Source organism: Methylobacterium nodulans ORS 2060, assembly GCF_000022085.1.
Taxonomy (GTDB): Bacteria; Pseudomonadota; Alphaproteobacteria; order Rhizobiales; family Beijerinckiaceae; genus Methylobacterium; species Methylobacterium nodulans.
In genome coordinates this window covers 5,619,134-5,634,040 of the sequence record NC_011894.1, presented here as the reverse complement: position 1 = coordinate 5,634,040, position 14,907 = coordinate 5,619,134, and the positions used below count along the sequence as shown (strand labels likewise).

Genomic DNA, 14,907 nt, shown 5'->3' with positions numbered 1-14,907 from the left:
TCAGTCGCCATCCTGCCGGGAGGCGAGGACCGCCCCGCCGGCGAGGCGCGACTGCCCGCGGAACTCCGCGACGGGCTCGCCGGCCTCGTTGCGCACGGTCACGTCGTAGAGGCCCGAGCGGCCGAAGCGCGCGCGCTCGACGGCATGCGCCGTCAGGATCTCGCCGAGGCGGCCCGGCTGCAGATACGTCACCGCGCAGTGCTGGGCGACGGCGCGCTGGCCGCCGGCGTTGCACGCGAAGGCGAAGGCCGAATCGGCGAGCGCGAAGATGAAGCCGCCGTGGCAGGTGCCGTGGCCGTTCGTCATCTCCTCGCGCACGCGCATCGTCAGCACCGCCTCGCCGGGGCCGACGCGGAGGAGGGCGATCCCCAGCCCCTGGCTGGCCCGATCCTCGGCCCACAGCGCCGCCGCGCAGGCCTCGGCCAGCGCCTGGGGATCGGCCGCCATCACGCCCTCCCGCTGAAGCGGGGCGGCCTCTTCTCCAGGAAGGCGGCGACGCCCTCGGCATAGTCCGGGCTGCGCCCGGCCCGGCCCTGGAGGTCGCGCTCCAGGTCGAGCTGCGCGTCGAGGTCGTTCGTCTCGGCGGCGTCGAGCGCCTGTTTGATGAGGGCGAGCCCGGCGGTCGGCTGCACGGCGAGATGGGCGGCGAGCTGGTGGGCCTCCGCCATCAGGCTCTCGTCCTCCACCGCCCGCCAGATCATCCCCCAGGCCTCGGCCTGCGGCGCCGGGACCGGCTCGGCCAGCAGCGCCAGTGCCCTGGCCCGGGCCCGACCGACGAGGCGGGGCAGGAGCCAGGTCCCGCCCGAATCCGGCACGAGCCCGATCCTGGCGAAGGCCTGGATGAAGCGCGCCGAGCGGGCGGCCAGCACGATGTCGCAGGCGAGCGCGATGTTGGCGCCGGCCCCCGCCGCCACGCCGTTCACCGCGCAGACGACCGGCATCGGCAGGTCGCGCAGCTGCCGCACCAGCGGGTTGTAGAGCGTGTCGAGCGTCGCCGAGAGGTCCGGGATCTCGCCGGCGCGGAAGTCCCGGTCGGAGAGATCCTGCCCAGCGCAGAAGCCGCGGCCCGCTCCCGTGAGGATCAGCGCGCGGCAGGACTCGTCCGCCGCCGCCGCGTCGAGGGCCTGCCGCAAAGCTGCGTGCATCGCCGGATTGAAGGCGTTGAGGCGCTCCGGCCGGTTGAGCGTGATCACCCGATAGCCGTCGCGCGGTTCGTTGAGGACGACCTCGTCCGCCAAGGCGGCCTCCCTGTCCGATCCGGCCTTCGCGGGCCGGTGATTCTATGACCATCCGTACGGTAAATTATTGGGGAGCGCGGGAGCGTGTCAATTTGGTTCGGCTCCGGCAGCCGGGCCGCGCCGACGCTGCGAGGAACCCGAGCCTTGCGGTCGCACTAGAGCCGTGGCCGTTTCGGTTGAAACGGGCACGGCTCTTCAGTCTTTGATTTTTCGCGCTCCCTCACGCCGAACCGGTATCCACTTCGGCGGGGAGCGCTCTAGGCGAGTGCCTGGGTCTCCTCGGCGCATCCGGTTCGGGCAAGGCTCTAGTCGCGCCGGCTCGTCGCCTCAGTCCCGCTTCTCTGAGGATCCTGCTCCCCGCGCATGATCTTGCGCAGCTGCGCCATCGCGCTCTGGTACTTCTCGCGCTCCACGAGGCGCAGGGCCGGCCGCAGCAGCTCGTGATCCGGCAGGCCGGCACCGGCCGCCAGGCAGGCGCGCAGGCCCTCCTGCCATTCCGCTTTGCGCTCCGGCGCGATCAGCATCTGCTGGACGAAGTAGTAGAGCTGCTGGAGGGGGGTTCGCACCTCCTCGGCCTCGATCAGGTGGCTCGGCATCAACAGCACGTCGACCGCCTGGATATCCAGGGTCACGCTGTCGCTCGCCCGCATCAGGGCGCCTTTGAGGAAGAAGCGCGCGCCCTTCTTGATGAAGGCCCGCATCGGCGTCGATTCCGTCCTCTTCATGGATGTCCTATGCCCATCGCGTCAGCGCTTTTAGGCACGGAACCTTGTCCGGGCCTGACCTCCAGGCTGGCGGCAGGGGCCGCCAAGCGATGAGGAAGCGCCATGGGCTGCCCGTCGGCCCAAACCGGGATGGTTTGTTAACCTTGCCCATGCAGTGTCTGGGCATCAGGCGAGCGACGGCACGACGACTGGCGCTCATCCCTAAATTAGCGCGACGAAGCAGGTCTGCATACCTGTAGGCATGATGCCGTTTCGGCGAGTCGGTGCGAGCCCGAGGTCAAACGCGTGGTAGATTGGGCCCCTTGGACCCTGGCCGAGGGGCTTGGTGGTGAAGAACGGGTCGAACGCCCGCGCCACCACCTCCGGGCTCAGGCCCATGCCGGTGTCGCGCACCTCCAGCTTCAGGTAGGCCCCGGGGGCGAGATCCCGCGCGCGGGCCGCCGCCACGTCGAGGCCGCGGTTGGCGGTGGTGATGGTGATGCGCCCGCCCATCGGCATCGCGTCGCGGGCATTGATGCACAGGTTGAGCAGCGAATTCTCGAGCTGGTTGGGGTCGACCGTTCCTTTCGGCTGCGCCGAGACGCACGCCTCGCCGCACCGGCCGCCGCATCACGCCGCCGGGGACCTGTCGCCTGTCCGCAGGCGAGATAGCGCGGTGGCTTGCGGGAGCCAGGAGGGACCGGGCCGGCGGCGGCTCAGCCCGGTGCCGGGCTCATCCCGGCGCGGGAAAGATCACCGCGAAGGCCTCCTCGCAGATCCGCGCGAGATGGCGGCGGCAGGCCGCGTAGGCGGGCAGGTCGGGGGTGATGCGCCCATACGGCGCCTCGCCCCGGTCGGGCACGAGGGCGAGGGGGCAGGCGGCCGGCGTGAGCTGCGCGCCCCTCCCTGCATGCAGCGTCGTGAGGATGCCGTAGAGCTCGCCGTGGATCGTCGGCCGGCCGAGCATGGCGAGGCGCAGCTGCCCCTGCCAGTTCGTCATGAGGTAGATCGTGCCCGACAGGTTCGGCACCGAGACCTCGCCCGTCTGCGCGAAGGGCGCATCGAGCCTGTCCGCCTCGCGGAACACCAGCCGTGCGCCCGCCGGATCCCACAGGATCTCGGTGCGGTAGGCGAAGATCGCCCGGGGATCGCCGAAGGAGGGGCGCAGCGTCAGGTATCGCCCCTCCAGCCAGGTCACCGCCTCGCGCGAATAGGCGCCCAGGCTCTCGGGCGCGTGGCGGGGCGCCTCAGCCGGGTTCCCCGGACCGCGCAAGGAGACGCCGAGGGCCTCCTCCAGGCGGATCAGCGTCGTCAGCGTGAAGGGCCGCCGGCCCGACAGGGCCTTCTCCAGGGTCGAGAGGCTGATGCGGGCCGCGTCCGCCAGCGCCTGCCGGGACATCCGGCGCCGGGCCAGCGCCTCGCGCACCGCCTGGGCGAGCCTGAGACTCTCGCTCTCCGACAGTTCGGTCTCGTGCCCGCTCATCCGGTCCGGCTCCCTGCGGACAGATCCGCACGGAACCGCACAGCTTGGCAAGCCGGGCGGGACTCTCTTCCCCGGCGATCCGTTCTGCCTCGACGAGGAGCCGCAACGGGCCGTGCGCCACCGCGTCGAGGGGCCAGCAGGTGGCGAGCACGAGGCGGCGGCCCGGGGCGGCGGGGTCGATGCCGGAGGCGTCCCAGCGCACTACCCGCGTGCCGGTGACACGGAACCGGAAAGTCTGCCCGTCGCGGCGCGTCACCGCGACGAGGTCGCCGGCCGTCACCTGCCCGAGGCCGCTGAAATGGAGGTCGCGATGCGCCGCATAGACCGCGGTGCCGGGCTCGCCCGCCTCCGGCGTGCCCGCGACATGGCCGGGGCCGAAGGCCAGCGCCTGCCCGCTCGTCCCCGCGAGCGCGATGAGCGGGCGGCCCCGGATCACCAGGCGAGCGACCGGCACCGTGTCGGCTGAGGGCCAGGGGCGCACTGGCCGGCCGCCCTGCGCCAGGCTGAGGGCGAAGGCGCGCTCCAGCAGCACCTGCGCGACCACGGCCTTGACCCGGATCCAGCCGGCCTCGCCGAGGAGCGCGAGGCCGGCCGTCAGGACGAGGGCGGCGGCTGCCGCCCTCGCCCGGCCGAGGCGGCCGGTCACGCGACCCTCCCGGGCCGCCGCAGGATCAGGGCGCTGGCGGCGAGGAGCGACAGGCCGAGCCAGAGCAGGAGCGGGGCGTCGCTCGCGGTCTGCGGCAGGGCGATCCCTGAGGCGGCGGTCGCGAGCGGGGAGGGCACTTGCGCCCGCCGCTCCCGCGCCGGCTGCGCCGGCTGCGCCGCGCCGGAGCGGCCGAACACCGCCTCGAAATCCCAGCCCGCCGGCAGGGTGAGCGGCAGGTCGGCGGCGGTGAGGGGGGTACCAGTCGGCCGGCGCGGCGTGACATCGACCGCGACGAGGCTGGTGAGCCGCGTCATCAGCCGGTGTTCGAGGGCGAGCGACAGGATTACGGCGTCCGCCGCCTCGGCGCTCAGCCGGCCGGTGAGGCGCGCGGTCTCGGCCTCGCCGATCTTCGCGCGGGCCCAGACCTTGGAGATGCCCTGGCCCTCTTCGGCCTGCGCAAGGCGCAGCACCTGCTCCCAGGGGCGGTCGCCGATCCGGCCGCGCAGGGTCAGGGTGCCGGCGGAGCGCCCGAGCCGCGCGGCGAGAACCACCGGCTCGCCCCGGTAGAGGTCGGGCAGCAGGCGCGGCGTCGCCTCGACGCCGGGCTCCGAGAAGCTGGCAGTGAGGTCCGTGACGACCGGGCTCTCGAGCTTGGTGAGCAGTTCGCGCATGCGCTCCGCCACCTGGTCGATCGTCCCGATCGCCGTGTAGCTGCCGCGCCCGAGCTCGGCCGCATAGGTCATCAGATGAGCGTTCGGGGCCGAGCCGATGCCGATCATGAACAGCCGGGAGCGGCCGCGTCCGGCCGCGATCGCCGAAAAGATCTGCTCCTCGTTGCCGATGGCGCCGTCCGTGAGGAAGACGATCTGGCGCACGCGGTCCGTCCGCTCGGGGGTCGGGTCGGCGAGCGCCGCCGTGAGCGGCGCCAGCATCTCGGTGCCGCCGCGGGCTTCGAGCGCCGCGACGAAGCTCCGGGCGACGGCGAGATGCCGCTCGTCCGCCGGCACCGCCTCGGGGAAGAGCTGGTCCATCGTGTTGTCGAAGCGGATCACGTTGAAGCGGTCGGCGGGCGCGAGACGGTCGAGGGCCATCAGCAGGCTCGCCTTGGCCTGCCGCATCGAGGCGCCGGCCATCGAGCCCGAATTGTCGATCACGAAGGTCACGTCGCGCGGGCGGCGCGCCAGATTCTGCCCCTCGGGCGGGGTCACGACGGCCAGCAGGTACTCGTCCGTGCCGACGCGTTCGCGGAAGAGCCCGATGGCCGGCGCGCGGGCCGGGGCGGCCGTCCAGGTGAGCTCGATGTCGCGGTCCGCCGGCACCGGCCCGTCGGCCAGCGTCACGCGGCGGCTCTCCGGCCCGGTCTCCTCGACCCGGATCGGATGCGTCGCGCTCTGCACCGACCCGAGCGGGAAGCCGGCCTGCAGGGTCACGGTGAGCGTGACGGGGTTGGCGGGCGCGTGCTCCGCCGGATCGAGCACCGGGGGCGTGATCCGCGCCCGGTCCGGCACCGGATCGGCGCCTGCGCCCTCGGCGGCCGGTGTCACGGGGGCGGGCGCCGGATTGTAGCGTGGCGCGACCACGAGGGGGATGCGTAGGGCATGGGTGCCGCCCGACAGCCGGACCGGCTGCTGATAGGCGATCTGCACCAGCACGGTCTCGCCGGGGCCGATATTGGCGACGCTGTTGGTGAAGAGGTTCGGGCGCTCCTGCTCGGTCAGGGCTGCGGCGTGCCCCGCCTCGCGGGCGGCCTCGTAGGCTTGCCGTGCGGCGGCGCGCGCGCGGATATCGGCCACGATGACGCGGTCGCCGACGACGAGTGTCATCGCATCGACGGCAGCATCCTCCGGCAGCGGGTAGACGTAGGTGCCCTCGACCCATTGGTCGGTGGTGTTGCGGAAGAGCTGGGTGATTGTGGCGCGGGCGGTCGGGCCGCTCACCGCGACCGCGATGTCGGTCTTCAGACGCGGGGCCTCGACCGGGGCGCTCTGCGGCAGCTTCCCGCGCAGCAGGAGCGCACCGCTGCCGGGCGCGGCCGCGGCCCCGTCGAGGCTGCCGAGCCACGCGACGAGGCCGAGGAGGAGCGGCGCGCACAGGGCGAGCGCGCGGTGCAGGAGGGCGGCGGGCGGGGCGCAGGGCTCCGGCCGCGCCGCCGCGGGGGCGGGCGTGAGGACCATTGGGGAACTCCGGATCAGCCGGCGAAAGGCGCCGGTCGATCCGAAGGCTCGCGCGAGCGGGCTTCCGTCGCCACCGGAAGCTTCACCCTTCTTGCGTGAAATTCCGCAACGCTGCGGGGGGTCTCCGGCGGACCCGTCCAGGTCCGGTGCGCTTCCGTGCGCGACCTTGCGGGCCGGTCGGCTCCAGGCCTGCGGGGGTGAGGCCGTTGAGCGGGGGAAAGGTCGGGTGAGGGCGCCGGGGCGAGAGCCAGAGGCTCGCGAGCATCCCCGGCCGTGCAGGGATGGAAGCGTCCTTGGGTCACCCGCCCGCCGTCGAAGGAATCGTCGTGCTGTTTCCGGCCGTTTCGGGAAAGAGCCTCCTGCACCGACGCCCCCTCCGGAGAAGACCGTCTGCGCTGGCGGAGTGCTCGCCGGATAGTCGAAACAGGCTGGCGAGACCCGCACGGCGTTCGTTAAACCGGATATTCGGCCCGACCGGAGGCTGCGTAACAGCACATCCTGGCGTCGATCGATACACAGTTCGTCCGTCATCGACGCATCATGGATCGGATGGGGATAGAATTCTCTGATGTGGATCGCCAATAGGCGGATTCATCTCTCCGGTTGCGTTCTTTCAAAGGAACATTTCATTGACCGGGAGCGGGTTCTGGCCGAGCATTCCGCCTCGTTCGATGGCTTCCTCACCGGGTGGGCGGCCCGGCGGCGAGGCCGCGCCCCTTACACAGCGGAACTGCTCCATGACGCGTCCGAAACTCGTCGGCTTCAGCGCGAATCTCCAGCGCCCCTCGAAGACCCGTGCCCTCGTCGAGGCGATCGCCGAGGAGACGGCCGCCCGGCTTCCCGTCGAGATCCGCCTATACGACGTGGTCGATGCAGGGCCGGGGCTCGGCTCGGCCTGGTCGCGCGGCGAACTCCCGCTGCCGGCACGCCGGATCGTCGAGGCGATCGAGGAGGCGGACGGGCTGATCGTCGGCTCGCCGGTCTACAAGGGGGCCTATACGGGGCTGTTCAAGCACGTCTTCGACTTCATCGATCCGGCCGCCCTCGTGAACAAGCCCGTCGCCATCGCGGCGACCGGCGGAGGCGCCCGCCACGCGCTCGTGGTCGAGCATGCCTTCCGGCCGCTCTTCGGCTTCTTCTCGGCGCTCGCCGTGCCGACCGCGGTCTACGCCTCCGACCCCGATTTCCGCGACGGCGTGCTCGTCGATGCGGCAGTCCGGGCCCGGGTGGGCGAGGCGGCGAGCCAGCTCGCGGGTCTGCTCGGGCACGCCGCCGCGGCTGCCCTGCCGCCGGCGCAGCGCGCGGCCGGAGCCGGCCGATGAGCGACCGCCACGACCTGTCGGCGACCGTCCGGGAGGCGCGCGACCCCGGTGCCGCGACCCTCGGGCCGATCCCCCGACCGATCCGCAGCGCGGATGCGGTCCGGACCCGTCCCGTCCAGTACGGCTGAGACCCTCTCCATGTCGCGTTCCCCCACCATCCTCGACACGGCGTCCGCCCGCCTCGCGCCCTGGCTCCTTCCCGCCGTGGTCCTCGTCGGCTGGCAGGCGGCGAGCTCCCTCGGCCTCGTCTCGACCCGGTTCATGCCCGCGCCCCTCGACGTGGTCGCGGCGGGCTGGCGGCTCGGCCGCACGGGCGAGCTCTGGACGAATCTCTGGGTCAGCTTCCTGCGTGCCGCCACCGGCTTCCTGATCGGCGGCGGCATCGGCTTCGTGCTCGGCCTCGCCAACGGCCTGTCGCGCGTTGCCGACCGGCTCACCGACACGACGGTGCAGATGATCCGCAACGTGCCGCACCTGTCGCTGATCCCCCTCGTCATCCTGTGGTTCGGCATCGGCGAGGAGGCGAAGCTGTTCCTGGTGGCGCTCGGCGTGTTCTTCCCGATCTACGCCAACACGCTGCACGGCATCCGCTCGGTCGATCCGCAGCTCATCGAGATGGGCCGGGTCTATGGGCTGTCGCGGGCGAGCCTGTTCTGGCGCGTGGTGCTGCCGGGGGCGCTGCCCTCGATCTTCGTGGGCCTGCGCTACGCGCTCGGCATCATGTGGCTGACCCTGATCGTCGCCGAGACGATCTCGGCCTCCTCGGGCCTCGGCTACATGGCGATGCAGGCGCGCGAGTTCATGCTGGTCGACGTCGTCGTCCTGGCCATCCTGATTTACGCCGTGCTGGGCAAGGTCGCGGATGCGCTGACGCGCCAGCTCGAACACGTCTGCCTGGCCTGGAACCCGGCCTACCGGGCCGCGTGATCCCCCCTCATCCCTCAAGCGACGAGCGATCATGACCGCCACCGCCCTGCGCCGCTATGACGAGGCGGCCCTGTCCCCGGCGAGCCCCCGCCGGGCCGCCGAGCCGGACCGGGCCTCCGCAACCGGCATCGCCGTGACCCTGCGCGGCCTGTCGAAAGCCTTCGACGGCCATCAGGTCATCCGCGGCCTCGACCTGCACATCCCGGCCGGCCAGTTCGTGGCCGTCGTCGGCCGCTCGGGCTGCGGCAAGAGCACGCTGCTGCGCCTGGTGCTCGGCCTCGACGCGCCGAGCGAGGGGCGCATCGCCCTCGAGGCGGCAGGCCGCGAGACGCGGGATCCCCGCCGCCTCAAGCGGATCATGTTCCAGGAGCCGCGCCTCCTGCCCTGGGCGCGGGTGATCGACAACGTCGCGGTCGGGCTCGGCGAGGAGGGCACGCGGCCCGAGCGGCGCGAGCGGGCCAAGGCCGCGCTCGCCGAGGTGGGCCTGTCCGAGAAGGCGGGGCAATGGCCCGCCACCCTCTCGGGGGGCCAGCGCCAGCGCGTGGCGCTCGCCCGCGCCCTCGTCAGCCGCCCAGGGCTGCTCGCCCTGGACGAGCCCCTCGGCGCCCTCGACGCGCTCACCCGCATCGGCATGCAGGACCTGATCGAGCGGATCTGGCGGGCGCAGGGCTTCACGGCCCTCCTCGTCACGCACGACGTCACGGAGGCGGTGGCGCTCGCCGACCGCATCCTCGTCGTCGAGGGGGGCCGCATCGCGCTCGACCTGCGCGTCGAGGTTCCCCGTCCGCGCCGCCGGGGCGACCCGGACCTCGCCGCTCTCGAAGGCCGCATCCTCGAGCATCTGCTGGGCGAGCGCGCCCCGGCCTGAGCGTCGCCTGCCGGGCCCCGCCGCAAGGATCCTGGCGGCCCGCGATCTGTCGTCCCGACCCCGGGCCTCAGGCCGCGGCGCGCACCTTCTCGACCTCGATCACGATCCCTGAGGGCGTCAGCCGCTCGCGGGCGACGAGGCGGTCGCCGGGCTCGAACACCCCGAGCGGCACGTCGCGGTCGGGAAGGACCACGGTCGCGTGCTTGTTCACGAAGACCAGGACGTGCCGCTTCTGCGCCAGCGAGGCCTGCGCCCAGCGCTTGAGCTGCGCGTAGTAGGGGGCGCGGCGCCACGCCCCGGCCTGGCCCGGATCGACCTGCACGTTCAGGAAGCGGGTCACCGGATCGAGGGTGAGGACCATCTTGGCCCGGTCCGGCTTCCATTCGGGCCCGAGCCAGCCTTCCGTCATCCACAGGCAATGGAAGGCCCGGCAATGGTCCGGCCGCTCGGCATGGATGGCGCAGCCCCGCCCCGCCAGGGCGTGGCGGCACCACGTGCCGGCGACGCTCTCCACCGCCGGAACGTCGAAGACCTTGCAGCACAGAGTGCAGGCGCCGCAGGCGCGGCCGGGGGCGGGTTCGGAGACGATCTTGGCCGGGTCGATCATGCGGGAAGAGGGCGTATGCGCGGAGCTGCCTTGGTGCCGGGGCATGGCGCCGCTAGTGTGACGAAGAGCCGGTTTTTCCGAGGACGGGCCGCCCCGGCCCGCCGGGCTTCCCAGGAAAGCGCTGACACGATGCTCTCGAACCTCGCCGCCCGCGACGTCGAAACCCTGATCCACCCCTACACCAATCTCGCGCAGTTCCGCGAATCGGGGCCGCTGGTGCTGGAGCGCGGCCATGGCGTGTGGGTCTACGACACCGACGGGCGCCCCTATATCGAGGGCATGGCGGGGCTGTGGTGCACCGCGCTCGGCTACTCGAACGAGGAGCTGGTCGAGGCCGCCCGCGAGCAGATGGCGCGGCTGCCCTTCTCGCATCTCTTCTCCGGTCGCAGCCACGACCCGGCGATCGAGCTCGGCGAGCTTCTCAAGGAACTGGCGCCGATCCCGGTCTCGAAGGTGTTCTTCACCTCCTCCGGCTCGGAGGCGAACGACACCCAGGTCAAGCTGACCTGGTACCTCAACAACGCGCTCGGCCGGCCGCGCAAGAAGAAGATCATCTCGCACACCAAGGGCTATCACGGCGTCACCGTCGCCTCGGCCTCGCTCACCGGCCTGACGGCCAACCACGCCGACTGGGACCTGCCCCTGCCGGGCTTCCTGCACGCCACCTGCCCGCATCACTACCGCAACGCGCAGCCGGGCGAGAGCGAGGAGGCGTTCTCCGCCCGCCTCGCCGCCGAGCTCGACGCCCTCATCCAGCGGGAGGACCCGGACACGGTGGCGGCGTTCATCGCCGAGCCGGTGATGGGAGCGGGCGGCGCGATCGTGCCGCCGAAGGGCTATTTCGCGGCGATTGAGCCCGTCCTCGCGGCTTACGATATCCGCTTCATCGCCGACGAGGTGATCTGCGGCTTCGGGCGGCTCGGGACGTGGTTCGGCGCCGAGACCATGGCGATGCGCCCGCAGAGCCTGTCCTTCGCCAAGGCCGTGACCTCCGCCTACATGCCGCTCGGCGGCCTCACCGTGGAGGAGCCGCTCTATCAGGCGATGCTCGAGGAGAGCCGCAAGATCGGCAGCTTCGGGCATGGCACGACCTATTCGGGGCACCCGGTCGCCTGCGCGGTCGCCATCAAGACGCTGGAGATCTACCGGCGCGACCGGCTGGTCGAGGCGGCGGCCGAGAAGGCGCCGCACTTCCAGCGCCGGCTCGAAGCCCTCGCCGAGCATCCTCTCGTCGGCGAGGCGCGCGGCGTCGGCCTGATCGGCGGCCTGGAGATCGTGGCCGACAAGGCGACGAAGCGCCAGTACGACCCGAAGGCGGGCGTGGCCGCCCGCTGCGTCGCCTTCGCTCAGGGGGAGGGGCTGATCGTGCGCTTCCTCGCGGGCGACCGGATCGCGGTCTGCCCGCCCCTCGTCATCGTCCCCGACGAGATCGATGCGCTGTTCGACCGCCTGACCCGTGCCCTCGACCGCACCGCGGACTGGATCCGGCAGGAGGGGCTGACCGCCGTCTGATCCGGTTTTTCGGTTGATTCCTTCCGAGACGAGTCCACGACCCCTCTCCCACTCGGGAGAGGAGATCCCGCGCGTCCTTGTCTCGGAACAGATCGATCAGAAGCCGTATGACCGTCATCCGCCGGCTGATTCCGCGGTCCGGCCGAATCGTTCCCGGCCGGACCGCGTTCATCTCTCGTCCATCTCTGGGGCAGGGCGCGCCCGCGTCTTGTCACCACCGAGCCTCAATGGCGCCCGACCGGCGTCCCGATCGGCCGCTTTATCGGGCGGACCGGCCGCCCGAGGGCCGAGGTGACGAGAGGATCGAACGTGATGGTGTCCCAAGGGCAGAGCCCGACTGCCACAGCCCAGCGTCGTCCGGAGGCTGGCGTGACGGCAGGTTTCCGCCCCCTGGCCCTGCCGGCCCTCGCGGCGGCGACCCGGTCCGCCAGGAAGAAGACCGAGACGATCGCGGCGAACAAGACGCCTGCGGCGAAGCGGCCGGCGATCCTGCACGAGAACGACATCGTCGAGTGATTCCGGCGGGCTTTGTCGATGCCCGTCGGTTGCGGTCTCGTATGGCTGCCGAGCCTCAGGCTTGGCATGGACCATGCGAGCTGGCCCAGCGGCCCGATGCGTCAGCATCTGGGCCGTTGGTTGACGTGCTGCCCGTCCGGCGTTGAGGGAATCTTAACGCCTGCGCGGATCCCCTCTCCGGCACCCGCCCTCGGCGGGTGCTCACCTGAAACCAGCCGCCGGCGAGGATTCGCGTCGATGCTGATCATGCCGAGCCGGCGCCAGGTCCTGGCGGGGGCCGCGGGACTGGCGGCCCTGGGCAGCTCCACGGGCGCCTACGCCTTTGCGGTCGAGCCGGGATGGCGCCTCGCGGTCACCGCCTACGCGCCGCGGCCCACGAACTGGCCCGACGGCCTGAAGCTCAGGATTGCTGCGCTCGCCGATTTCCACATCGGCGAGCCCTGGATGTCGCTCGCGCGGGTCGAGGAGATCGTGGCGGCGACGAACGCCCTCGATCCCGACCTGATCCTGCTTCTTGGCGATTATCCGGGCACACGGCCGGTCGCCGTCCGGCGGGTGCCGCTGGCCGATTTCGCCCGGCGCGTCGCGGCCCTGCGCGCGCCGCTCGGCGTCCATGCCATTCTGGGCAATCACGACTGGTGGGACGATGCAGCTGCGCAGGCGAACCGCCGCGGTCCGGTCGAGGCCCGGCGTGTCCTGGAGGCGCAGGGCATCCCGGTGCTGGAGAATGCGGCCCTCCGGCTCATGCAGGATGGCCGGCCATTCTGGCTCGCCGGGCTCGCCGACCAGGAGCCCTTCCTGCCGCAGGGCACTCGGCGGAGCCTCGCCGATCTTCCGGCCACCCTCGCGCGGGTGACGGACGACGCGCCCGTGATCCTGCTGGCGCACGAGCCCGACATCTTCCCCAAGGTTCCCGGCCGCGTTGCGCTCACGCTCGCGGGCCACACCCATGGCGGGCAGGTGCGGATCCTCGGCTATTCGCCGGTCACGCCCTCGCGCTACGGCCAGCGCTACGTCTATGGCCACGTGGTCGAGAACGGCCGCCACCTCATCGTCTCCGGCGGCCTCGGCCTCAGCCGGATCCCGGTGCGCTTCGGCGTCCCGCCCGAGATCGTGCTGATCGACCTCGGGGGCAGGCCGGCCGGCGCCCACGCGTGAACGCCGGGTCCCGCTCTCACAGCGGGATGTTGTCGTGCTTCTTCCAGGGCTGCTCGCTCTCCTTGGTGCGCAGCATGGCGAGCGCCCGCGCCACCCGGCGGCGGGTGGAGTGCGGCATGATCACCTCGTCGATGTAGCCGCGCTCGGCCGCCACGAAGGGCGACATGAAGCGCTCCTCGTACTCGGCGGTGCGGGCCGCGATCTTGTCGGGATCGCCCATGTCCTGGCGGAAGATGATCTCGACCGCGCCCTTGGCGCCCATCACGGCGATCTGCGCGCTCGGCCAGGCATAGTTCACGTCGCCGCCGATATGCTTCGAGGCCATGACATCGTAGGCGCCGCCGAACGCCTTGCGGGTGATCACCGTGACGAGCGGCACCGTCGCCTGGCTGTAGGCGAAGAGCAGCTTCGCCCCGTGCTTGATGAGGCCGCCATATTCCTGCGCGGTGCCCGGCAGGAAGCCCGGCACGTCCACGAAGGTCACGATCGGGATGCCGAAGGCGTCGCAGAAGCGCACGAAGCGCGCGGCCTTGCGGGAGGCATCCGAGTCGAGCACGCCCGCCAGCACCATCGGCTGGTTGGCGACGAGGCCGACCGTGCGGCCCTCGATGCGCCCGAAGCCCGTGATGATGTTCTTCGCGAAGGCCGCCTGGATCTCGAAGAAGTCGCCCTCGTCGACCACCCGCCGGATCAGCTCGCCCATGTCGTAGGGCTTGTTCGGGTTGTCCGGGATCAGGGTGTCGAGGCTGCGGTCGAGGCGCAGCGGATCGTCGAAGCTCTCGATCTCCGGCACGCCTTCGAGGTTGTTCGCCGGCAGGAAGTCCATCAGGCGCCGGATCTGCAGCAGCGCCTCGACATCGTTCTCGTAGGAGCCGTCCGCGATCGAGGACTTGGTGGTGTGGACCTTGGCGCCGCCGAGCTCCTCGGCGGTGACCACCTCGTTGGTGACGGTCTTGACCACGTCCGGGCCGGTCACGAACATGTAGCTCGTGTCGCGCACCATGAAGATGAAGTCGGTCATGGCCGGCGAGTAGACGTCGCCGCCCGCGCACGGCCCCATGATCACCGAGATCTGCGGGATCACCCCGGAGGCGAGCACGTTGCGCTTGAACACCTCGCCGTAGCCGCCGAGCGCCGCCACACCCTCCTGGATGCGCGCGCCGCCGGCGTCGAACAGGCCGATGATCGGCGCCCGCATCTTCAGCGCCATGTCCTGCACCTTCACGATCTTGGCCGCATGCGTCTCGGACAGCGAGCCGCCGAAGACCGTGAAGTCCTTGGAGAAGATGAAGACCGTGCGGCCGTTGATGGTGCCCCAGCCCGTGATGACGCCGTCGCCCGGGATCTTCTGGCTCTCCATCCCGAAATCGTTCGAGCGGTGCTGCACGAACATGTCGAACTCCTCGAACGAGCCGGTGTCGAGGAGGAGTTCGATGCGCTCCCGGGCCGTGAGCTTGCCGCGCTTATGCTGCGCCGCCACACGGCTCTCGCCGCCGCCGAGCCGGGCCTGCGCGCGCCGCTGGTCCAGCCGTTCGAGGATGTCCTTCATGGTGCCTGCCGCCTGTGTTCGTCCGGCGCCCTCAGCCTGCTAGGCTTGGCGGTATCGGGAAAGGCGGCTCTAGCACGCAGCCGCGGCACCGCAAAACCAGCCGGAAGGAGGAGCCGGGGCCGCGGGCCGTTGGTATACCAACGGCCCAAGATGCTACCGCGCATGCTCACGCATCGGGCTGTTGACCCATCTCGAATGGTCGA

14 protein-coding genes and 2 pseudogenes are annotated in these 14,907 nt (G+C 71.6%); 7 read left to right on the top strand and 9 right to left on the bottom strand.

Annotation, left to right across the window (positions count from 1 at the left end; translation table 11 throughout):
* From paaI to MNOD_RS26110, 7 genes and pseudogenes are all read right to left on the bottom strand, one after another.
* Positions 1-447 carry a hydroxyphenylacetyl-CoA thioesterase PaaI gene (gene paaI, locus MNOD_RS26140; RefSeq protein ID WP_015931973.1) on the bottom strand — a complete coding sequence of 149 codons (447 nt, stop codon included), beginning with the start codon at positions 445-447 and terminating at the stop codon, positions 1-3.
* Entirely contained in the window at positions 447-1,238 is a 792-nt protein-coding gene (gene paaG / locus MNOD_RS26135) for a 2-(1,2-epoxy-1,2-dihydrophenyl)acetyl-CoA isomerase PaaG (protein WP_015931972.1), read from the bottom strand. The genes paaI and paaG overlap by 1 nt, the downstream gene beginning before the upstream one ends.
* Before the next feature lie 305 nt (positions 1,239-1,543).
* Positions 1,544-1,963 (bottom strand): flagellar biosynthesis repressor FlbT, encoded by a 420-nt coding sequence (locus MNOD_RS26130; protein WP_015931971.1) that lies wholly within the window; start codon positions 1,961-1,963, stop codon positions 1,544-1,546.
* Between the two features lie 306 nt (positions 1,964-2,269).
* A pseudogene (locus MNOD_RS26125) lies at positions 2,270-2,521 on the bottom strand (ATP-binding protein); the annotation flags it as partial.
* 154 nt (positions 2,522-2,675) lie between these two features.
* Entirely contained in the window at positions 2,676-3,425 is a 750-nt protein-coding gene (locus tag MNOD_RS26120) for a helix-turn-helix domain-containing protein (protein ID WP_015931970.1), read from the bottom strand.
* A gap of 82 nt (positions 3,426-3,507) precedes the next feature.
* A pseudogene (locus tag MNOD_RS43960) lies at positions 3,508-4,071 on the bottom strand (class GN sortase); the annotation flags it as partial.
* Positions 4,068-6,245, bottom strand: a complete 2,178-nt coding sequence (locus MNOD_RS26110) for a marine proteobacterial sortase target protein (protein ID WP_015931969.1) — start codon at positions 6,243-6,245, stop codon at positions 4,068-4,070. The gene MNOD_RS26110 and the pseudogene MNOD_RS43960, both read right to left, overlap by 4 nt.
* Before the next feature lie 737 nt (positions 6,246-6,982).
* On the opposite strand from MNOD_RS26110, the gene msuE reads away from it, so the two are divergent.
* The 4 genes from msuE to MNOD_RS26095 are packed head-to-tail and all read left to right on the top strand — an operon-like array spanning position 6,983 to position 9,362.
* Positions 6,983-7,567 carry an FMN reductase gene (gene msuE / locus MNOD_RS26105; protein ID WP_015931968.1) on the top strand — a complete coding sequence of 195 codons (585 nt, stop codon included), beginning with the start codon at positions 6,983-6,985 and terminating at the stop codon, positions 7,565-7,567.
* Complete coding sequence (locus MNOD_RS50080; protein WP_015931967.1) at positions 7,564-7,695, top strand: hypothetical protein; 132 nt, start codon at positions 7,564-7,566, stop codon at positions 7,693-7,695. The genes msuE and MNOD_RS50080 overlap by 4 nt, the downstream gene beginning before the upstream one ends.
* 10 nt (positions 7,696-7,705) lie before the next feature.
* A complete protein-coding gene (ssuC, locus tag MNOD_RS26100; protein ID WP_015931966.1) occupies positions 7,706-8,494 on the top strand; it encodes an aliphatic sulfonate ABC transporter permease SsuC in 789 nt (262 codons plus the stop codon).
* 31 nt (positions 8,495-8,525) lie between these two features.
* Positions 8,526-9,362 (top strand): ATP-binding cassette domain-containing protein, encoded by an 837-nt coding sequence (locus tag MNOD_RS26095; protein ID WP_015931965.1) that lies wholly within the window; start codon positions 8,526-8,528, stop codon positions 9,360-9,362.
* 67 nt (positions 9,363-9,429) lie between these two features.
* Here the strand turns inward: MNOD_RS26095 and MNOD_RS26090 are convergent, their stop codons facing one another.
* Positions 9,430-9,969, bottom strand: coding sequence for a hypothetical protein (locus tag MNOD_RS26090; protein WP_015931964.1), 540 nt, complete (start codon positions 9,967-9,969; stop codon positions 9,430-9,432).
* A 129-nt stretch (positions 9,970-10,098) separates the two neighbouring features.
* Between MNOD_RS26090 and MNOD_RS26085 the strand changes: the two genes are divergently transcribed.
* The 3 genes from MNOD_RS26085 to MNOD_RS26075 all read left to right on the top strand — a co-directional run bounded on the left by MNOD_RS26085 (position 10,099) and on the right by MNOD_RS26075 (position 13,155).
* A complete protein-coding gene (locus tag MNOD_RS26085; protein ID WP_015931963.1) occupies positions 10,099-11,481 on the top strand; it encodes an aminotransferase in 1,383 nt (460 codons plus the stop codon).
* Positions 11,482-11,850: 369 nt separating this feature from the next.
* Positions 11,851-11,997: a hypothetical protein gene (locus MNOD_RS26080; RefSeq protein WP_244424562.1), complete on the top strand. Its 147-nt coding sequence runs from the start codon at positions 11,851-11,853 to the stop codon at positions 11,995-11,997.
* A gap of 237 nt (positions 11,998-12,234) precedes the next feature.
* Positions 12,235-13,155: a metallophosphoesterase gene (locus MNOD_RS26075; protein ID WP_015931961.1), complete on the top strand. Its 921-nt coding sequence runs from the start codon at positions 12,235-12,237 to the stop codon at positions 13,153-13,155.
* 16 nt (positions 13,156-13,171) lie between these two features.
* Here the strand turns inward: MNOD_RS26075 and MNOD_RS26070 are convergent, their stop codons facing one another.
* A complete protein-coding gene (locus MNOD_RS26070) occupies positions 13,172-14,704 on the bottom strand; it encodes an acyl-CoA carboxylase subunit beta (RefSeq protein WP_015931960.1) in 1,533 nt (510 codons plus the stop codon).
* Positions 14,705-14,907 lie beyond the last annotated feature (203 nt).

Excerpts from the sequence above, each read along its gene's own strand:
- paaI (WP_015931973.1), bottom strand. The coding sequence starts at position 447 with ATGGCGGCCGATCCCCAGGCGCTGGCCGAGGCCTGCGCGGCGGCGCTG.
- MNOD_RS26130 (WP_015931971.1), bottom strand. The coding sequence starts at position 1,963 with ATGAAGAGGACGGAATCGACGCCGATGCGGGCCTTCATCAAGAAGGGC.
- MNOD_RS26120 (WP_015931970.1), bottom strand. The coding sequence starts at position 3,425 with ATGAGCGGGCACGAGACCGAACTGTCGGAGAGCGAGAGTCTCAGGCTC.
- MNOD_RS26110 (WP_015931969.1), bottom strand. The coding sequence starts at position 6,245 with ATGGTCCTCACGCCCGCCCCCGCGGCGGCGCGGCCGGAGCCCTGCGCC.
- msuE (WP_015931968.1), top strand. The coding sequence starts at position 6,983 with ATGACGCGTCCGAAACTCGTCGGCTTCAGCGCGAATCTCCAGCGCCCC.
- MNOD_RS50080 (WP_015931967.1), top strand. The coding sequence starts at position 7,564 with ATGAGCGACCGCCACGACCTGTCGGCGACCGTCCGGGAGGCGCGCGAC.
- ssuC (WP_015931966.1), top strand. The coding sequence starts at position 7,706 with ATGTCGCGTTCCCCCACCATCCTCGACACGGCGTCCGCCCGCCTCGCG.
- MNOD_RS26095 (WP_015931965.1), top strand. The coding sequence starts at position 8,526 with ATGACCGCCACCGCCCTGCGCCGCTATGACGAGGCGGCCCTGTCCCCG.
- MNOD_RS26090 (WP_015931964.1), bottom strand. The coding sequence starts at position 9,969 with ATGATCGACCCGGCCAAGATCGTCTCCGAACCCGCCCCCGGCCGCGCC.
- MNOD_RS26085 (WP_015931963.1), top strand. The coding sequence starts at position 10,099 with ATGCTCTCGAACCTCGCCGCCCGCGACGTCGAAACCCTGATCCACCCC.
- MNOD_RS26075 (WP_015931961.1), top strand. The coding sequence starts at position 12,235 with ATGCTGATCATGCCGAGCCGGCGCCAGGTCCTGGCGGGGGCCGCGGGA.
- MNOD_RS26070 (WP_015931960.1), bottom strand. The coding sequence starts at position 14,704 with ATGAAGGACATCCTCGAACGGCTGGACCAGCGGCGCGCGCAGGCCCGG.